An 18,793-nucleotide genomic window follows, 5' to 3' on the forward strand; every position below is an offset into this window, starting at 1 on the left:
ACGCGCCAGCCCCGTTTGCCGTTGTGCTTAGCTCAGGGGCGGTGTGCGCGGCGGGATCTGGCGTTTTGAGCCAGTGGACTCAAACGCGGCCGCCAAGCTCAGCAGCGCCGAGTCGTCGTAAGCACGACCGGCAAAGGTCAACCCGACCGGCATACCGATATCCGCCATCACGCCCATCGGCACGGTCACGGTGGGCACGCCCAGGTGCCGAATGGCCAGGTTGCCATTGGCTACCCACACCCCGTTGCTCCAGGCGATGTCGGCCGAAACCGGATTGATATCGGCATCCGCCGGGCCAACGTCAGCCACCGTGGGGAACAGCACGGCGTCGAGGCCGAGGCTGTCCATCCAGTCTTCCAGATCGATCTTGCGCGTGTGTTCCAGGCCACGCAGGCCGTCGGGCAGCGTTTCGATTTCGTCCCAATTCTTCAGGCCGCGTTTGGCCATGTTGACGTATTCATCCATGCCGGCGGCCAAGTCGCCTTCGCGGTTGGGCAAGGTGCCGGGGTCATGGGGGAAAATTTGCGGGCCGTCGACATCAGCCAGGCGATTCAACTTCGGATCGCCGTTGGCACGCAAAAAGTCATCGAAGGCCCAGCCGCTCAGTTCCCACAACTCGTCATGCAAAAACTCAGGCGTGACGATGCCGCGGTTGTACACGGTCGGCGCACCGGGGCGGTCGCCTTCACAGTTGGAGACCAACGGGAAGTCCACTTCGATGACTTCAGCACCTGCAGCCTCCAATGCGTGGCGCGCCTGTTCCCAGAGCGCGATCACCGAGGCGCGGGTGTGAATGCGTTGGCCGGTCGGCCCGCCGATACCAGGGTTCTCGCTGGTACCAGCGGCTTCATCCTTGTTGATAAACATGCGCGGCACACCCAGGCGTTTTCCGGCCAGGGTTTCCGCCTTGACGGCCAGCTCGGCGTAAGCGGCCGGGCGCACGTCCGAGGCTTTCGGGATCGGCACCCAAGGCTGCAAACGCCAGAGATCGCCGCGATTGTCGGCGTCATCGGCGACCACCACATCAAGCACCTCAAGCAGATCGCTCATGGTGCGCGCAAACGGCACTACCACGTCCATGGTCGGCGTCAGCGGCCAATTACCCCGCACGGAAATCACCCCGCGCGACGGCGTATACGCACACAAGCCGTTATTCGAGGCCGGGCCGCGCCCGCTTGACCAGGTTTCTTCAGCCAGGCCAAACGCGGCAAAGCTGGCGGCGGTGGCCGTACCGGCTCCGTTAGACGAGCCAGAGGCAAAAGGTGCAGTCAGGTAGGCGGCGTTGTACGGGCTTTCCGCACGGCCATAGACGCCGCGCTGCATGCCGCCGTTGGCCATGGGCGGCATATTGGTTTTGCCCAGGCAAATAGCCCCACCGGCGCGCAGACGCTCCACGGTAAAGGCATCGCGGTAGGCGATCAGGTCTTTGAAGGCTGGGCTGCCGGAAGCGGCCGTCAGCCCTTTGACCAGGTAACTGTCCTTGGCGGTATACGGAATGCCATCCAGCGGGCCGAGGGTTTCACCACGGGCGCGACGCGCATCGGAGGCCTGAGCTTCCTTAAGGGCGTCCGGGTTACGCACCACCACGGCATTGAGGCGGGTCGGCGTGCCGGGGCCATCGTAGGCGTCGATACGCGCCAAGTAGGCTTGTACCAGTTCAACAGCACTGGTTTGGCCTGCCTCAAGTGCCGAACGCAGCTCGGCAATGGAAAGCTCGGTTACTTCAATCATGTTGTCACCACTGGCTGATGCGGGGTTATGCAGTGCTCACACTGCAGTGGGAAATGATGCTGGGTTAGCGTCGTCAGTTACATGGCATAACGCCGCTCGTTCACCTTAAATCGTGTTGCCCACCTCGTTTAAGCGGACTGTGCAAACCCGATTCTGGTATGCGCCCAACATTTAAACGGATTTTTATTGGATATTAGACGATTAAAAACACGTTAAGAAAGATATTTATGCTTTAAAAGTCGATTTTTATCGGCTATAAATAGTCCATTCACTGCACCGAGCACGCAGGCAAAGCTACCGTAACCCTACGCTGTTAGCGTCAGATGACCGTCGCTTAACGCCTCTGTAAGGTAGCAGCCCACGCCAGGCATCGAACGCCACCCACTTAGCCGCCTCATTTTTGGTGAACCTATGACAGCCCTGAACACCACCCCACGCGCCGATGGTTTCCGCATGCCTGCCGAGTGGGAAGCGCACAGCCAAACCTGGATGGTCTGGCCAGAGCGGCCGGACAACTGGCGTTTGGGTGGTAAGCCCGCGCAGGCCGCGTTTAGCGCCGTGGCCAGGGCGATTGCCGAATTTGAGCCGGTGACGATGGCGGTATCCGCCGGCCAATACGAAAACGCCTGCGAACGCCTGGCCCAAGCCAATATCCGCGTGGTGGAGATCACTACCGACGACGCGTGGGTGCGCGACACGGGCCCAACCTTTGTGACCAACAGCAGCGGCGAGGTGCGCGGCGTGGACTGGGCTTTCAATGCCTGGGGCGGCCATAACGGCGGGTTGTATGCCAGCTGGATGCGTGACGATCAGGTGGCGCGCAAAATCCTGCAAATCGAAGGCTGCGCTAGATACCGTACTGATGAGTTGGTGCTGGAAGGTGGCTCGATCCACGTAGACGGCGAAGGCACCCTGATCACCACCGAAGAGTGCCTGCTCAACCCCAACCGCAACCCGCACCTGACGCGCGAGCAGATTGAGCAGTACCTGGCGGATCACTTGGCCATCGACACCGTGATCTGGCTGCCGGACGGCCTGTTCAATGACGAAACCGACGGCCACGTCGACAATTTCTGCTGCTACGTGCGCCCCGGTGAAGTGCTGTTGGCTTGGACCGATGACGCCAATGACCCCAACTACCCGCGCTGCCAAGCCGCCATGCGCGTGCTGGCAAACGCCCGCGATGCCAAGGGTCGTCAATTGATCGTGCACAAAATGCCGATTCCCGGCCCGCTGTATGCAAATGACGAGGAATGCGCCGGTGTCGATCTGGTGGCCGGCACTCAGGAGCGCGACCCATCGATCCGTTTGGCCGGCTCCTACGTCAACTTCCTAATCGTCAATGGCGGCATCATCGCGCCCAGCTTCGACGACCCCAAGGATGACGAGGCCGAAGCCATTCTGCGGCGTTTGTTCCCCGAGCATCGGGTGGTGATGGTGCCAGGGCGGGAAATCCTTCTGGGCGGCGGCAACATTCACTGCATCACCCAACAGCAACCAGCACCGCGAGGGCGCTGAGGGAAAGCGCCCGCGGCTAAGGCGGGCGCTATTCGTCCTCAATCACGTTGCTGAACTGGCCGATCGCATCGACCACACGCTGTGCTTCATCGCGTATTTTCAAGATCATCTCGCCGGCTTGATTAACCAGCAGCACGCCCTTCTCCGCCTGCTGCTTGCTGCCGGTCATGCCACTCACAGCCTGAGTCGCTAACTCGTGGTTAAGGCGCACCACGTCATTGATTTCTACAGTGGCCTGACTGGTGCGCGCGGCTAGGTTACGCACCTCATCGGCTACCACGGCAAAGCCACGGCCCTGCTCACCGGCACGAGCAGCTTCAATGGCCGCGTTTAAGGCCAACAGGTTGGTTTGCTCGGCAATCCCACGAATCACCTGGACGATGCTGCTGATGCGCTCGGACTGCGCCCCCAGAGCCTCAATCCGTTGCGCCACCTCGACCAGCTCCTGAGCGACGCCGCGCACAACATGCACAGCCTCCTTGACCGTTTCGCTGCCGGCATCGGCACTGCTGTCGGTCTACCGCGCAATGTCATAGGCCAACTGCGCGGCAGCGGACTCTGCTTCGCGCTGTTCGACTTGCTCAGTAATGTCGCTGGCAAATTTGACCACCCCGTACTGTCGCCCGCTTGCATCAAACAATGGGTTGTAGGTGGAGCGTAGCCAGATGGTTTTGCCACTTTTGCTGACCCGTTTGTAGCGACCGGCGAAGACCTCGCCGCGAGCTAGGCGCTGCCAGAGGTTGCGGTAAGCCTCACTGCCCGCCTCTTCATGCGTGCAAAACATACGATGATGCTCGCCGCGAATCTCTTCGAGCCGGTAACCAGTCGTACTCAGGAAGTTCTCATTCGCCGTTAACACCTCGCCAGCTAAGTTGAACTCAATCATCGCCATAGAGCGATTGATCGCATTTAAATAGCTCTCGTGCTGCAACTCGGCATGCATGCGCGCGGTGATATCGGTGGCGATCTTCACCACCCGCACGACTTTGCCATCGGCATTGCGCACCGGCATGTAGCAAGCCTCCAGCCATACTTCACGACCGCCCTTGGCAACACGCTTGTAGCGATCACAGAACGTCTCGCCACTGCCCAAGCGCCGCCAGAATTGCGCATAGGCCGGGCTTGATGTTTGCTCATGATTGCAAAAGATTCGGTGATGCTGGCCACGCAACTCGTCCAGACCATAGCCCATCACGGCAAGAAAGGACTGACTGGCATCAATAATTTCACCCTCTGCAGTGAACTCGATCAACGCAAAAGCCTGGCTTATTGCGCCCATGAGCTGCTTATACGACGCCAGTTCCAACTGGCACTGCTGTAACTCACTGCGAAGCGTTGAACCGAACATAGAGAGAGCCTCACTAAGCACCCAGTAGCCTGGGTGAGGAAATGTTCTATTTATTCTTTGAAGTGCATCGGCTTGCCTTTATCTAGTTTTAGCCCATCTTCGGACTGGCCGTTAGACGCCAACGCCCAGCCACGACAAAAGGCCGGTCAAATGACAGGCCAATACATTGAAATCGGAGAAAAGGCGGACGTTGCAGCGCTGTATTGCACAGCGGTTGGAGCATGCCGTCACACCACTCTGCTCGGCGCAGAATGGCGAGAATCAATGCGCAGACCCACAGGTTGCGCATTACTCATGAAGCGGCATCAGCCCGCTGCAGCACAGAGCACCGCAGCAGGCCCACCAACAGCGTTTTAGCCTTTGCTTTTACAGGTATTGATGCCCAGCAGCGGATACGCCGGGCAGAAACGGAACACGCCAGTGGCCAGCGGCACAACGCCGATCAGCCCCCACAGGCCAATCACGCCCGTGAAGCTCAAGCCCAGCAAAATCAGCCCGGCGGCAATGCGCAGGCCACGGTCGAGGGTGCCAACATTTGCGTTCATAGTGATCTCCCGATCATCAATTACCCGTGCCGGCGCTCCAGCACGGTAAAACCCAACATGCCCGCCAGCATCGCGGCGCTGAACAGCACAATCTGCCATTGGCCGGTTAGCAAAGTGACCAGCGCAGGCCCCGGACAAATACCGGCAATGCCCCAACCGATGCCAAACAGCAGGCTGCCGCCGAGCAAACGGCGATCAAGCTCGCGCTTAACCGGCAACTGCATCGGCGCGCCCAGCAAGCTACTGCGCTGCGCGCGCGCCCAACTGAAGGGCAAAAATGCCACGCCAATCGCCGCCGCCATCACGAACGCCAGCGACGGGTCCCAAGCACCACCCAGATCGAGAAACGCCAGCACCTTGGCTGGGTTGGCCATACCGGCCAACAGTAAGCCGATGCCAAAAATCAAACCGGCGAGAAAGGCCATCAGTTTGCGCATGTTCAGCCCCCCAACAGATGACGCAGGACAAACACAGTGGCGAAACCCGCCGCCATAAAGGTCAGAGTTGCCGCCAACGAGCGCGGCGATAAGCGCGACAGCCCGCACACGCCGTGACCACTGGTGCAGCCCGCGCCATAGCGACTGCCAATGCCGACCAGCAAACCGGCGACGGTCAACGTCAGCCAACCGGAATCAATCTGTATATCCGGCAGACGGCTAAACAATTGCCAGACCAGCGGCGCAAGCAAAATACCCAGCACAAACAGCGCCTTTTCGCCGAACCCTTCGCCGCGCTCCAGCAGGCTACCCAGTAGGCCACTAATACCGGCAATCCGACCGTTCATGAGCACAAATAGGCTGGCCGACAGGCCAATCAGCGCACCGCCGACCAAGGCGCTCCACGGGGTAAAGTTGTACCAATCTATCGTCATCACTCGGCACCTGCGCAGAACAGTTGATACAGGGTGTTGATCACCGCCAGCGCCGCAGGGCTGCTGATGCAGTAGAAAATCTGTTTGCCCTCACGTCGCGTCGCCACCAAGCCCTCTCGGCGCAACACGGCGAGTTGCTGGGACAGGGTTGGCTGCTGAATCCCTAGCAACGCTTCCAACTCGCTGACATTGCGCTCGCCTTGCGAGAGCTGGCACAGCAGCAGCAGGCGGTCGGGATTGCTCAACGCCTTGAGCAATTGCCCGGCAGCATCGGCATTGGCGCGCAGTTGCTGGATATCTAAGGGGGCGGCATCTGGGGTCATGATCAACACTCAGTTAAGACAAATACAATCTATTACTTTATATATTGATTGGCAAGCCGATTACTGAGCAAGAGTCCGGGCCTGAGCGAACAGGCGTCGCCGCTAAAGCGCCTCCCACCATGATTGGAGCGCGATGCCTTTAGGTTTTTGCGCAGCAGGTTGTATTGAGCGTCTCGGCGCTCAACACCGCCCGACGGAGGACAGAGAACATCAATGAACCACCCAGAAAAATGCCGCTCACCTAAACCAGGGGAGCGGCATTGATCACGGCTGTGGGCTATCGCCCTTTCACAGGCTGAACTGGATGCAACAGCTCAGCCTGAGAGCGCCGGGCTTACATCAGCGGCAAGGTGTAGCTGACGATCAGACGGTTTTCGTCGAGGTCGTTGGCGAAGTTCGAGCGCACAGACGCATTGCGCCAGCGCACGCCCAGATTCTTCAGCGCGCCGTCCTGGAACACGTACATCAGTTCCGTGTTGCGCTCCCACTCTTTGCCTTCCGATACACCGCGACCACGGTCGACGTTATCGCCGGTCAGGTAACGGGTCATAAAGGTCAGACCCGGAATCCCGATGCTGCCGAAGTTGAAGTCATAGCGTGCCTGGTAGGACTTCTCGTCCTTGTTGGCGAAGTCGCCGATCTGCACGTAGTTAACCAGGAACGGGTCAGTGCCGTTGATGTAGGCGAAGCCGGTGTCGCCGCTCATTTTCTGGTAACCCAGACCAAAAGCGTGGCCATCCAGACCGTAGGTGACCATGGCACCCAGCGCTTTGTTATCGACGTTGCTACGGTTGCCGTCATCAGTGGAACGGGCGTAACGCAGATCGGTCTTCAGGCTTTGCTTGTCGCCCAGCGGCAGCACATGCACGGCGTTGAAGGAATGCTGCTTGTACAGCTCATCAAGGTTGGAATAGTAGTAACCGGCGGTCAGGTCTTTGGTGACCTTGTAGGTGCCGCCGATGAAGTCGAACGCATCAGTGGTGGAACCGCCGCTCAGGCGAATACCACGGGTACCTACAGTGCCGCGGTTGCTATTGAAGCTATTGGTAATCGAAATATCTTCGTAATCGCTGGAGTTACGGTTGTTCACCTCGCGCACGTGCGCCGCTTCCAGCATCAGGCCGTCGATTTCTTGGGAAACCAGGTGACCCGCTTCGAACACCTGTGGCAGCAAACGGCCGTCGCTTGAGGTGATGGCGGCGTTTTTGAACTGCATCTGACCAACACGCAGCGTGCTGTTGGAGATTTTCGCCTTGGCCGCAACGGCCAAATCGGAATAGTTGTCCTGCGAGCCACCGGAACGATCTGGCACCAGCAATTCAGTGTTGGATGTGCCGCCACCCGAATCCAATTTGAAGCCGAACATGCCAATGGCGTCCGCACCAAAACCTACGGTGCCGTCGGTGAAGCCGGAGTTAGCCCGCAGAATAAAACCTTGCGCCCATTCTTCGCGCTTGGACTGCGTCTTGGCCGGTACATCGCTGTTGCCCTGACGGAAATCACGGTTGAAGTAAAAGTTACGCGCTTCGAGGGTGACTTTGCTGTCGCCCAGCAAATCAGCGTAAGCCGCTTGGCTCAGGCTCACGCCCAAGGTGCTGGCCGCAACGGCTAGGGCGAGGGAGGTCTTTCTCATTATGGTTCTCCAGTTGTGTGTGGTTTACACATCGGCACGGGTACTGTCTTCAGCCAGTGAAGTGGCAGGCGCGCACCGAATCAGGGGCGATGCCGGGCTTGGTGATGGGCGGACACAGGCCTGCCGCAACGTATTAGCCGGGCAATCACAATCAGGTGAGCGAACGAAGGCAGCGGGCGCGAACTGGGGGGATTGGGCAGGTCAATGGCATGGCGCAGTTCTCTTCATTTTTATTATCGGTCGACTAGGCAACCGTTATGAAAAGGACACTACGCAGATAATGTGCCAGCAGCTGGAAAACGTCGTAAAAGCACGAACCGTCTGGCCTCGACGCTTAACTTGCGGCGGCAGGGCTGAGTCGGGCCGAGCGAGAATAAGCGGATTTTTGCCGATAAACCCAACGGCAAAGGCGAGTTATCGCCACACCCACAACGTGCTATTCAGCGAGAGCACGCAGCATCAAAAAACCCGCCAGGCGGCGGGTTTGATGAGCGAAAGTAGGTTTACAGCGCGCTGGCAGGACGCAACGAATAGGTCTTCAGTTGCTCAGCGAATTCTCGCAGGGACTGGATACCGCTGGCCTCGGCATCGGCAACCCACTGCCTGATGGCTTCCAGCATGTCGTGGCCGTTGGCGCTGGTTTTTACCCAGATTTGCTGCAGAGCCAGGCGTTTTTCATAAATCACTTTCAGCGCCTGGCTCTGTTCCAACATGCGCTGGATACGCGCCTGGTGGCCTTCATCCAGCAGGCTGGGTTCACGCGAGAGCAGGCGCTTGGCGCGGTGGAAATGATGACGCACCGATGCATCAGCTTTGGCCAATTCCTGCTGCACCAGCGGCGCGATCACCAGCTTGCGGTACTGCGCCATGATCTGGAAACGGTTGTTGAGGATGGCCATGGCGGTGTCCATGTCCAGGTTGCGCTTACCTACAACACGGTGCGCAATCGGCGCGACACGCTGCACCTGAGCCAAACCGAAGAAGCTGAACAGCTTGATCCAGAACCAGCCCATGTCGAACTCCCAAGGCTTGACCGACAGCTTGGCCGAATTGGGGTAGGTGTGGTGATTGTTGTGCAGTTCTTCGCCACCAATCAGGATGCCCCAAGGCACCAGATTGGTCGCGGCATCGCGGCATTCAAAGTTGCGGTAGCCCACGGCATGACCGAGACCGTTGATCACACCCGCTGCCCACACCGGAATCCACATCATCTGCACAGCCCAGATGGTGATACCCGCTGCACCAAACAGGGCCAGATCAATCACCGCCATAATGGCGATCCCGCCCACCGGGAAGCGCGAATAGACATTGCGCTCAATCCAGTCTTCCGGGCAGTTTTTACCGTAAATGCGCAGGGTTTCCGGGTTCTGCGCTTCTTCGCGGTAGAGCTCGGCACCTTTGCGCAATACCGTGCTCAGGCCTTTGATCACGGGGCTGTGCGGGTCATCAACGGTTTCGCATTTGGCGTGGTGTTTACGGTGGATCGCGGTCCACTCGCGAGTGTTCTGCGCCGTGGTCAGCCACAGCCAGAAACGAAAGAAGTGCTTCAGCGCCGGGTGCAGCTCCAGCGCTCGATGCGCCGAGTAGCGATGCAGATAAACCGTCACGCTGACGATCGTAACGTGGGTCATCAGCAAGGTGACGGCAATCAGTTGCCACACCGACAGATCGAGTAAACCGTTGTACCACATGGATCGCGTGCCTCATGGATAAGGAAAGACGTGGCTACTTTTTAGCGCACATCTGTACACATTATCCCTGACACGGATCAGAAAACCAGTTGGTCTTTTGCATAAGAATGCCGCACCCTTACAACCTCTATATCATCTAGCCCTTTTCAAAGGACTGAGCAGCAACCCATGACAACCTCTTTTAGTGCCTGGCGCTGGAGCCTCAGCTACATATTGGTCGCCGGACTCTGGGTGCTGTTTAGCGACGGCCAACTGATTGCCCTTGGGCTGTCAGTCGAACAGCTGGAGCGTGCGCAACTGGTCAAAGGCCTGGCCTTTGTTGTGCTGACCGGCGCCTGCCTATTTGCCATTCTGGCCATCCACCATCGTCAGCATCTGCGCGCCCAATACGCCTTGCAGCGCAGCGAGAAGCGCCTGTACCAAGCGCTGGAGGCCTCACAAAACGGCATGTGGGACTGGAACCTACAAACCCAGCAAATGGACTTCTCCCCAGGTTTTGCCGCTTTGTTGGGGATCAGTGGCGAAGCCTTGGGCAACCAAGCCAGCAATTGGCTGGACCGGCTGCATAAACATGACCGCGAAGCCTTGCAGCGTAACCTGCAAAAACGCCTGAACAGCCTTAACCCCGCAACGTTCGAAGACACCTACCGGCTGCTGCATGACGACGGCAGCTACCGCTGGATTCAACTGCGCGGCCGCCTGCTGCTGACCGAACAAGGGCATGCTGAACGCTTGATCGGCACGGCCAGTGATGTAACCCAGCGGCGTATGGATGAAGACAGCCTACGCCAGGCTGCCGCCGTCTTTGATGCCACCCAGGAAGGTGTACTGGTAACCGATGCGCAGCAACATATCGTGCACTGCAACCCGGCCTTTACCCGCATTACCGGCTACACCCAGGCGGAGATCCTCGGTAAATCCCCAGGCATGCTGAAGTCCGGCCGGCATGACAAAAGCTTTTACGACAGCCTCTGGAACGCGCTGGAAAATCGTGGCTCGTGGAGCGGCGAGGTGTGGAACCGGCGCAAAAATGGCGAAATCTATCCGCAGTGGCAGTGCATCCGCGTAATCCACGATGAACAAGGCGACATCAGTCACTACGTCGCGGTGTTTTCCGACATCAGCGTGCTAAAACGCTCGCAGCATGAACTGGACTACCTCGCCCACCATGACCCGTTGAGCAACCTGCCCAACCGCCTGCTGTTTACCGAGCGCGTCGAACGTGCGCTCGATCACGACCATATTGAGCCGCAGCGCGGCGCTGTGCTGCTGATCGACCTGGACCACTTTAAGCACATCAATGAAAGCCTGGGCCACAACATAGGCGATTTGCTGCTCAAAGACATTGGCCAGCGCCTCAGCGAACAACTGGGCAAGCGCATGACCCTGGCCCGTTTAGGCGGCGACGAGTTCGGCCTGCTCTACGAACACTGCGCCAACGCCGAACAAGCGGCGGTGATGGCCCAGCGCCTGCAAAACTGCCTGAACCGAGCCTTCAGAGTGATGGATAACGAGCTATTCATCACCGCCAGCATCGGCATCAGCCTGTATCCCGATGATGCCCAGGATGTCGATCAAGTGCTGCGCAACGCCGACTCGGCGCTGTTCAAAGCAAAAAACGGCGGGCGCGAAAGTTATGCCTTTTATAGCCAGGAACTGACCCAGCACGCCCACCAGCGTGTGGAGCTGACCAGCGCCCTGCGCCATGCCTTGGATAACCAGGAATTGCGCGTGCATTACCAGCCGCTGATCTGCCTGAAAAGCCGGCGGATGATCGGTGCCGAGGCGCTGATCCGTTGGCAACACCCTCTGCGCGGCCTGGTTTCGCCCGGCGAGTTCATCCCCATCGCCGAAGAAACCGGTTTAATTGGTGCCCTCGACACCTGGGTGCTGCAGCAAAGTTGTCGGCAGATGGTGGCCTGGCACACGGCGGGCTTACCCCTGCAATTTGTCGCGGTAAACGTCTCCAGTCGCCTGTTCAGCCGGGGCGAGCTGGATCAGCGGGTCGCCGACGTGCTGCGTGACACCGGCCTGAACCCGGCGTGCCTGGAACTGGAAGTGACCGAGAGCGCGGTGATGGAAGATGCCGATGCTGCCCTGGCGCTGATGGAGCGCCTGCGCGCCTTGGGCGTGCGCCTGGCGATTGATGATTTCGGCACGGGATACAGCTCGCTGGCGCGCCTCAAGCGCCTGCCGGTGCACAAACTCAAACTCGACCAAAGTTTTGTCAGTGGCCTGCCCCATGACCAGGATGATGTCGCCATCACCCGCGCCGTGATTGCCCTCGGCCACAGCCTGGGCCTTAAAGTGCTGGCGGAAGGCATTGAGCAGCCCGAGCAACTGGCCTTGCTCGACGAATTGGGCTGCGACCATGGCCAGGGCTATCACTTCGGCCGGCCACAACCGGCCGAGCAACTGGCAGAGTTGCTGGCACAACAACGCGACGCAGTGTATGACTAGCAGACAGCCCGATATGACGTGTGACGCTTGCCTTGAATCGCTCACGGCCCCCAAGCCCGCGCGCGATCAATGTCTACACTAACGCTACACGCGCTCGAACTCCCCCGATGAACATGCCCAGGCTCGCCCGATGCATTCATTGTTAAAACAGTCGACGACGCTCTGGATCGTAGGCCTCGGTAGCCTTGCCCTGGCCCTTCTGTTCGCCCTGCTGGCAGGCGCGGCGCTGAATGAGCGCGAAGCACTCTGGCAATCAACCGTCAGCCGCCAGCACGCCTTGCAACGCCAGGCCTTGCACAGCGCGCAACTGAACCTGGAAGACCAAGCCGAACTGCTGGCGCAAACCCTGGCAGCCGATATCCCATTGCTTGAGCAGGTCAACCAGGCCCGTTTGCTGATGCGCACCGGCACAGCCCTCGATCCGGCCCTGCAACCGATCCGCGAACAACTGCTGGCCCACCTCAGCCCGCGCTGGCAAAGCCTACAACGCAGCTACCCATTTGACTTGACCGTGCACCTGAGCAACCACGATGTCCTGCTGCGCGTGCACCAGCCGGATTTTTTCGGCGACCGCCCTGAATCCGCCGGGCGCATGCTGCAGGATGTCGAAACCATTGGCAGCAGCCGCGCAGGCCTGGGTCCAGGCGACAATGGGCTGGTGGTACGCGCCATCAGCCCATTGCGCATACCGGGCGAGGCAAACTCAGTACCGATCGGAGGGTTGGAAGTCAGCCTCAACCTAACGCAAAACCTGCAACAGCTAGACCGCGAACTGGACGCAGGCATTGCCCTGCTGCTGGAACGCCGCACGCGTCCGGCGGGCGACCGCGACGACACCGCGCCGAGCGCCTCCAGTTGGTATTTCGAGGGCTTTTCCAGACCAGAGGTGCAGGACTGGCAGGCCAAACAACTGTTGCCCGACCCCGAGGCCGGCGACAGCGTCAAACTGCTGCGCGACGGTGGCACTACCTACCTGCTCAACCAACTCGTCCTTTCAGGCTATGCAGCCATCGGTGGCAAAAGTGCCCCGGCGGCCGTTGCCCTGACCTGGAGCGATGTCAGCGAGGCCTTTGCCCTGCATCGCCATAAGCAACATTGGCTCGTGGGCAAATGGTTGCTGGCCTGGTTCGCGGCCGAAGCCTTATTGCTGCTATTGCTGCAAGCCACGCGCCTGAGCAGTCAACGGCTGATGCAACGCCACCATCGCGAACTGCAAGCCAAACACGAGCAAAGCGAAGCGTCACGCAAGCTGCTCGCGCTGATTGCCGAGGTGCAGGCGGCCTACATCAACGCCGACAACCAACGACAAGCTTTCGACGCGCTGCTGCAACGTATTCTGGAACTCAGCGAATGCCGGTTCGGCTTCGTCGGCGAAATACTGCACGACGAACACGGCGCGCCATTTCTGCGCACCTTCGCCATCAGCAACATCAGCTGGGATGCAGCCAGCCTGGCCTACTACGAAGCGCGCGCCACACAGGGCCTCGATTTCCGCAATCTCGATACGCTGTTTGGGCGGGTGATCCGCTCAGGTGAGGCATTGGTTAGCAACAACCCGGCGGCTCACCCTGCCAGTGCTGGCTTGCCGCCCGGGCATCCGCCGCTGGATGCCTTTGCCGGTCTGCCGATAAAAGCCGACGGCGAGATGATCGGCATGCTCGGCCTGGCTAACCGCGAGGGCGGTTTTAGCGCCGACTTTGTTGAGCACCTGCAGCCCATGCTCACCACCCTCGGCCAGTTGCTCAAAGCCTTGCGCCGCGACCAACAGCGCGAACAGGCCCAGCAGCGTATCCAACGCCAGCAAGCGGCGTTGCATGCCCTGAATGAAATTGCCGCATTGCCCAAACTCAGTACTCAGGAGCAACTGCGTCAGGCCCTGCAACTAGGCGCGCAGTTCTATGCCATGCCGCTGGGCATCATCAGCCAGATCGAGGCCGACACCTACCAGGTACTGGTGCAGGTTTCGCCACCCGACACCCTGCAGGATGGCCAAACCTTCACGCTGGGTGACACCTATTGCAGCATTGCCCTGCGCAGTCAGGACGTGCTGGCCATTGCCCACATGGGCGACAGCGCCTACCAATCGCACCCTTGCTACCCGCTGTTTGCCCTGGAGAGTTATATCGGCATTGCTGTGTGGGTGGCGGGCCAACGCTTTGGCACCCTCTGCTTTGCTTCCAGCGCACAACGTCGTGACGCCTTTGATGAGGCTGACGAAGAGTTTTTGCGCCTGTTTGCCCGCTGGGTCGGCGCCACCCTAGAGCGCCAACAGCACGAGGAGCAAATCCGCGAAGCCAGACGCTTCCTGCAGGCGGTGCTCGACTCCGCCACCGGGGTGAGCATGATCACCACCGACCGCGACGGCCTGATTACCCTGTTCAACACCGGCGCCGAGCGCTTGCTGGGCTATCGCAGCGCAGAAGTCATCGGCCAGTACACCCCAGCCCTGTTCCACCGCGCCGATGAAATCGAGGCGCGCGGTCGGCTGTTGAGTCAGCAGGAAGGCCATGCCATCAGTGGCTTTGCCGTGTTTATGCACAACCCTAGCAAAGGCGAACCGGAAACCCGCAAATGGACCTATGTGCGTAAAAACGGTGAACCGCGAATGGTCAACCTGACCGTCAGCGCCATGCGCGACGGCAACGGCGAGATCACCAGCTACCTGGGCATTGCCAGTGACATCAACGACCTGCACTTGACCACCCAGGCCCTGCAAAAGAGTGAGAACCGCTTCCGCGCCCTGGTGGTCAGCTTGCCGGGCGCGGTGTACCGCTGTCGCAACGACGCCGACTGGGCGATGAGCTACCTGAGCGATGAAATCCAGGTGCTCAGTGGCTATCCAGCGCACGAATTTATCAACAACCGGGTGCGCAGTTTCGCCAGCGTGATCCATCCGGATGATTTACCGATCACCCTCCGCGCGGTGGATGCGATTGAGCGTTATGAATCGTTCGAGCTGACCTACCGCCTTCAGCATGCCGACGGCCACAGTGTCTGGGTGCGCGAAAAAGGCAGGGGGGAGTACGCCGCCGACGGAAAACTGCTGTGGATCTCCGGTTTTATCTGGGACATCAGTGACCGTAAAACCGTGGAAGACCAGCTCAGGCTAAGCCAGCAACGTTTCAGCAGCGCCTTCAACACCGCGCCCCAAGGCATGGCGCTGGTCTCGCTGGACGGCGAGTGGCTGGAGGTCAATCAGGTGCTGTGCAGCATGCTGGGCTACAGCCGCGAAGCGTTATTACGCAGCAACTTTGCGCAGGTCACCCATCCCGACGACCGCCTTATCGATCAACTGAATATCGAGGAACTGCTGGCTGGCGAAGTGAGCAATTTCCAAATTGAAAAGCGCTACCTCGACAGTCAGGGCTGCATTATCTGGGTGTTGCTGAGCGTCTCGCTGGTACGTGACAGCGACGAACAACCCGTGCACTTCGTGGTGCAGATCCAGGACTTCAACGAACGGATTGCCGCCGAAATGGCCATCCGTGAGCGTGAAGACTACCTGCGCACCCTGCTCGATAACGTGCTCGACGCGATCATCACCGTCGATCAACAGGGCTATATCGAAACCTTCAACCACGCGGCCGAGCGTATCTTCGGCTACAGCCACCTGGAAGCCTCCGGCCATCGCATCACCCTGCTGATGCCCGAGCCACAACGCTCGATGCGCGCACGCTACCTCAGTCATTTCCTGAAAACCGGTATGCAACAAATGCTCGGCAAGGAAATCGAACTGACCGCCATGCGCAGCAATGGCGAAGCCTTCACCATCGAACTGGCCATTTCGCAAATCAGTCACCAAGGCCAACGGCGCTTTATTGCGGTGATCCGCGACATCGAGGAGCGCAAACGCATCGAGCGGATGAAAAACGAGTTCGTCTCGACCGTCAGCCACGAACTGCGCACCCCGCTGACCGCCATTGCTGGCTCCCTCGGTTTGGTCAACGGCGGCGCCCTCGGCGCAGTGCCCGCGAGCATGCAACAGATGCTGCAAATCGCCCAAGACAACAGCCAACGTTTGAATCTGCTGATCAACGACCTGCTCGATATGGACAAACTGGTGGCTGGCAAAATGCTCTTTGACTTGCAGGAACAACCCCTGCAGCCGCTCATCATGCAAGCCATCGACGAAAACCAGCCCTATGCCGAGCAGCATCAGGTGCAGCTAAAACTGCAGGGCAGTGGCACCCACGCCCGCGTGCGCGTTGACCGCTTGCGCCTGGCCCAGGTGCTGGCCAACCTGCTGTCCAACGCGGCGAAGTTTTCGCCCAGTGGCCAGCAAGTGGATGTAGTCATTAATGAAGAGGCCGGCCGCGTGCGCATCAGTGTGCGTGACCACGGCCCGGGCGTGCCGGAGAACTTCCAGGCGCGCATCTTCAGCAAGTTTTCCCAGGCCGACGCCACCGACACCCGCCAGAAAGGCGGAACCGGGCTGGGCCTGGCCATTAGCAAAGAAATCATCGAACGCATGGGCGGGCAGATCGGTTTCGATTCCAGTCCCGGCCACGGCGCGACTTTCTGGTTCGAACTGGCTACCCTAGCCGCAGAGGTGAAGCCTGAGTCACCCGCCAGTCCTGAGGAGAACCAACATGCCTGAGTTGCAACGTATTCTGCACGTAGAGGACGACCCGTCGATCCAGGCAGTGGCCAGAGTCGCACTGGAAGCAGTCGGCGGTTTTCAGGTGCTGAGCTGCTCCAGCGGCCAGGCTGCACTGGATCAACTCGTCGCGTTCGCGCCAGACTTTATTCTGCTTGATGTGATGATGCCGGACATGGACGGCCCACAAACCCTGGCGCACATCGCCCAATTGATCGACATTGAGCAAGTGCCGGTGGCCTTTATGACCGCCAAGGTGCAACCCGCGGAAATAGCCCACTACCGCAGCCTGGGCGCACGCGATGTGATCATCAAACCCTTCGACCCGATGCAACTGGCAGCGCAAGTACGCAAGATCTGGAGTCAGTCCCATGGTTAACGGCATCTCGCCCGAAGCAGAGTTTCAGCAACACCTGCAGCAACTGAGCAGCGCCTTTGCCCTGCGCCTGCAAGAAGAAATGCCGCTGCTGAAACTCAACGCTGAGCGACTGCTGCACAGCAGCGAACCCCACGAGCAACTGCAACACTTGCAGGCGCTGCGCGATCAACTGCACAAACTGGCCGGCGCAGCTGGCACCTTCGGCTTTAGCAGCCTCGGCCAGCGCGCGCGCGAGCTGGAGCAGGAGGCTGATAAATGGCTGGACACCCTGCAGAAGGAGCAGCAAAGCCTGCAGGATTTCAGCCGCAGCCTGCTGCAACTCGCGAGCGAGCAATTTCAGGCACCGGTCATCGAAGAGCCCGCCGTTAAACGCACGCGCCCGGCGCGGAGTAACCCCAGCTCACGGCGCATTTATATCCTCGAAGACCAACCGGCGATTGGCGAAAGCATGCGCCTGACGCTGAACAACTTCGGCTATCAGGCCGAGCATTTTATGCGCATCGCCGACCTTGAGCAGGCCTTGGACAGGCAACTGCCCGGCGCGCTGATTGTCGACGTCAACTTGCCTGATGAAGCCCTCACCGGCCTGCAATATGCCGCCCAACTGCAACAACGCCTGGACGAACCGCTGCCGCTGTTGGTGATCACCACCCAAGATGACTTCGCCACCCACCTGGAAGCGGTGCGCGTCGGTGCGCTGGGTTTCTTCACCAAACCGGTGGACATTACCCAGCTGGAAAACCGCCTGGAGCGCTGCTTTGCCCAGCAGCAGGGCGAGCCGTATCGAGTGATGATCATTGATGATGACCGCGAACTGGCCAGCCGTTTCAGCCTGATTCTGCGCGACGCCAACATGCTCGTGGAAATGCTCCACGAACCCTCAGAAATTTTCGCCCGCATGCGCAGCTTCAACCCTGAAGTGGTGCTGCTGGACGTCTGCATGCCGTGCTGCACCGGCCCGGAGCTGGCACAAATCATCCGCATGAACGACGACTGGCTACGGGTACCGATTGTTTACCTGTCGGCCGAAACCGATAACAACCGACAGATGAATGCCCTGATCAAGGCGGGCGACGACTTCCTCACTAAGCCCATCTCGGACAATGCCCTGATTGCCGCCGTGTTCTCCCGCGCACAACGCGCGCGCCTGCTGAGCAATGCGCTGTCCCGCGACAGCCTGACCGGCCTGCTCAAGCACGGTGACATCAAGGAACAAGTCGGCATCGAACTGGAGCGCGCCCAGCGCAGCGGCAAGCCCGCCAGCGTGGCCATGCTTGATATCGACTTCTTCAAGAAGGTCAACGACAGTTACGGCCACGCCGCCGGTGACAACGTCATCCGCGCCCTGGCCAATCTGCTGCGCCAGCGCCTGCGCCGCGTCGACAGCTTGGGCCGTTATGGCGGTGAAGAGTTTCTAGTGGTGCTGCCAGACTGCCCGGCCGAACAGGCCCGGCGCATTCTTGATGAGATACGCCAGCGCTTTGCCGAATTGCACTTTATTGCCGGTGAACAGCAGTTCTCGGTCACCTTGAGTGCCGGCATCGCCAGCACCCGCGATGATTCGGCGCAAGCCAACGACCTGCTCGAAAGAGCCGATCGGGCGCTGTATGCGGCCAAACATGGCGGGCGCAATCAGGTTTGTTAACCGCTGCGGCGGCTTCACAAGCGCCGCGCCAGCCACGCCTCAACTGCCTTTC

13 protein-coding genes and 1 pseudogene are annotated in these 18,793 nt (G+C 59.6%); 5 read left to right on the forward strand and 9 right to left on the reverse strand.

Features of this window, described 5'->3' with window-relative positions:
* Positions 1–27 precede the first annotated feature (27 nt).
* Positions 28–1,731, reverse strand: coding sequence for an amidase (locus AUK77_RS14445; RefSeq protein ID WP_296130833.1), 1,704 nt, complete (start codon positions 1,729–1,731; stop codon positions 28–30).
* A gap of 411 nt (positions 1,732–2,142) precedes the next feature.
* Here AUK77_RS14445 and aguA point away from each other — a divergent pair, with 411 nt between their 5' ends.
* The gene (gene aguA / locus AUK77_RS14450; protein WP_296130835.1) at positions 2,143–3,249 is read left to right on the forward strand and encodes an agmatine deiminase; all 1,107 of its coding nucleotides are present in this window, start codon (positions 2,143–2,145) and stop codon (positions 3,247–3,249) included.
* 28 nt (positions 3,250–3,277) lie between these two features.
* On the opposite strand, the pseudogene AUK77_RS14455 reads toward aguA, so the two are convergent.
* From AUK77_RS14455 to desA, 8 genes and pseudogenes are all read right to left on the reverse strand, one after another.
* Positions 3,278–3,742, reverse strand: a pseudogene (locus tag AUK77_RS14455) (methyl-accepting chemotaxis protein); the annotation flags it as partial.
* 24 nt (positions 3,743–3,766) lie between these two features.
* Positions 3,767–4,597: a PAS domain-containing protein gene (locus tag AUK77_RS14460; protein ID WP_296130837.1), complete on the reverse strand. Its 831-nt coding sequence runs from the start codon at positions 4,595–4,597 to the stop codon at positions 3,767–3,769.
* A gap of 353 nt (positions 4,598–4,950) precedes the next feature.
* A complete protein-coding gene (locus AUK77_RS14465) occupies positions 4,951–5,142 on the reverse strand; it encodes a DUF2892 domain-containing protein (protein ID WP_296130839.1) in 192 nt (63 codons plus the stop codon).
* 20 nt (positions 5,143–5,162) lie between these two features.
* Positions 5,163–5,579, reverse strand: a complete 417-nt coding sequence (locus tag AUK77_RS14470; protein WP_296130841.1) for a DUF6691 family protein — start codon at positions 5,577–5,579, stop codon at positions 5,163–5,165.
* Positions 5,580–5,581: 2 nt separating this feature from the next.
* Entirely contained in the window at positions 5,582–6,013 is a 432-nt protein-coding gene (locus AUK77_RS14475; RefSeq protein WP_296130844.1) for a YeeE/YedE family protein, read from the reverse strand.
* Complete coding sequence (locus AUK77_RS14480; protein ID WP_296130846.1) at positions 6,013–6,336, reverse strand: metalloregulator ArsR/SmtB family transcription factor; 324 nt, start codon at positions 6,334–6,336, stop codon at positions 6,013–6,015. The genes AUK77_RS14475 and AUK77_RS14480 overlap by 1 nt, the downstream gene beginning before the upstream one ends.
* A 334-nt stretch (positions 6,337–6,670) precedes the next feature.
* Positions 6,671–7,969 (reverse strand): OprD family porin, encoded by a 1,299-nt coding sequence (locus AUK77_RS14485; RefSeq protein WP_296130849.1) that lies wholly within the window; start codon positions 7,967–7,969, stop codon positions 6,671–6,673.
* Positions 7,970–8,472: 503 nt separating this feature from the next.
* On the reverse strand, positions 8,473–9,660 hold the full coding sequence (desA, locus tag AUK77_RS14490) for a delta-9 fatty acid desaturase DesA (RefSeq protein WP_296130851.1): 1,188 nt from the start codon (positions 9,658–9,660) through the stop codon (positions 8,473–8,475).
* A 168-nt stretch (positions 9,661–9,828) separates the two neighbouring features.
* Between desA and dibA the strand changes: the two genes are divergently transcribed.
* The 4 genes from dibA to AUK77_RS14510 all read left to right on the forward strand — a co-directional run bounded on the left by dibA (position 9,829) and on the right by AUK77_RS14510 (position 18,741).
* A complete protein-coding gene (dibA, locus tag AUK77_RS14495; protein ID WP_296130854.1) occupies positions 9,829–12,120 on the forward strand; it encodes a phosphodiesterase DibA in 2,292 nt (763 codons plus the stop codon).
* Positions 12,121–12,250: 130 nt separating this feature from the next.
* Positions 12,251–16,717, forward strand: a complete 4,467-nt coding sequence (locus AUK77_RS14500; RefSeq protein ID WP_296130856.1) for a PAS domain S-box protein — start codon at positions 12,251–12,253, stop codon at positions 16,715–16,717.
* The gene (locus AUK77_RS14505) at positions 16,710–17,096 is read left to right on the forward strand and encodes a response regulator (protein ID WP_296130859.1); all 387 of its coding nucleotides are present in this window, start codon (positions 16,710–16,712) and stop codon (positions 17,094–17,096) included. Before AUK77_RS14500 ends, AUK77_RS14505 begins: the two co-directional genes overlap by 8 nt.
* Positions 17,089–18,741: a diguanylate cyclase gene (locus AUK77_RS14510; protein WP_296130862.1), complete on the forward strand. Its 1,653-nt coding sequence runs from the start codon at positions 17,089–17,091 to the stop codon at positions 18,739–18,741. The genes AUK77_RS14505 and AUK77_RS14510 overlap by 8 nt, the downstream gene beginning before the upstream one ends.
* Positions 18,742–18,793 lie beyond the last annotated feature (52 nt).

The sequence above is a fragment of the Pseudomonas sp. Ga0074129 genome (assembly GCA_001465025.1).
Lineage (GTDB): Bacteria > Pseudomonadota > Gammaproteobacteria > Pseudomonadales > Pseudomonadaceae > Aquipseudomonas.

Bases quoted from the DNA above. Each gene is read 5' to 3' on its own strand.
- AUK77_RS14445 (WP_296130833.1), bottom strand. From the start codon at position 1,731: ATGATTGAAGTAACCGAGCTTTCCATTGCCGAGCTGCGTTCGGCACTT.
- aguA (WP_296130835.1), top strand. From the start codon at position 2,143: ATGACAGCCCTGAACACCACCCCACGCGCCGATGGTTTCCGCATGCCT.
- AUK77_RS14460 (WP_296130837.1), bottom strand. From the start codon at position 4,597: ATGTTCGGTTCAACGCTTCGCAGTGAGTTACAGCAGTGCCAGTTGGAA.
- AUK77_RS14465 (WP_296130839.1), bottom strand. From the start codon at position 5,142: ATGAACGCAAATGTTGGCACCCTCGACCGTGGCCTGCGCATTGCCGCC.
- AUK77_RS14470 (WP_296130841.1), bottom strand. From the start codon at position 5,579: ATGCGCAAACTGATGGCCTTTCTCGCCGGTTTGATTTTTGGCATCGGC.
- AUK77_RS14475 (WP_296130844.1), bottom strand. From the start codon at position 6,013: ATGACGATAGATTGGTACAACTTTACCCCGTGGAGCGCCTTGGTCGGC.
- AUK77_RS14480 (WP_296130846.1), bottom strand. From the start codon at position 6,336: ATGACCCCAGATGCCGCCCCCTTAGATATCCAGCAACTGCGCGCCAAT.
- AUK77_RS14485 (WP_296130849.1), bottom strand. From the start codon at position 7,969: ATGAGAAAGACCTCCCTCGCCCTAGCCGTTGCGGCCAGCACCTTGGGC.
- desA (WP_296130851.1), bottom strand. From the start codon at position 9,660: ATGTGGTACAACGGTTTACTCGATCTGTCGGTGTGGCAACTGATTGCC.
- dibA (WP_296130854.1), top strand. From the start codon at position 9,829: ATGACAACCTCTTTTAGTGCCTGGCGCTGGAGCCTCAGCTACATATTG.
- AUK77_RS14500 (WP_296130856.1), top strand. From the start codon at position 12,251: ATGCATTCATTGTTAAAACAGTCGACGACGCTCTGGATCGTAGGCCTC.
- AUK77_RS14505 (WP_296130859.1), top strand. From the start codon at position 16,710: ATGCCTGAGTTGCAACGTATTCTGCACGTAGAGGACGACCCGTCGATC.
- AUK77_RS14510 (WP_296130862.1), top strand. From the start codon at position 17,089: ATGGTTAACGGCATCTCGCCCGAAGCAGAGTTTCAGCAACACCTGCAG.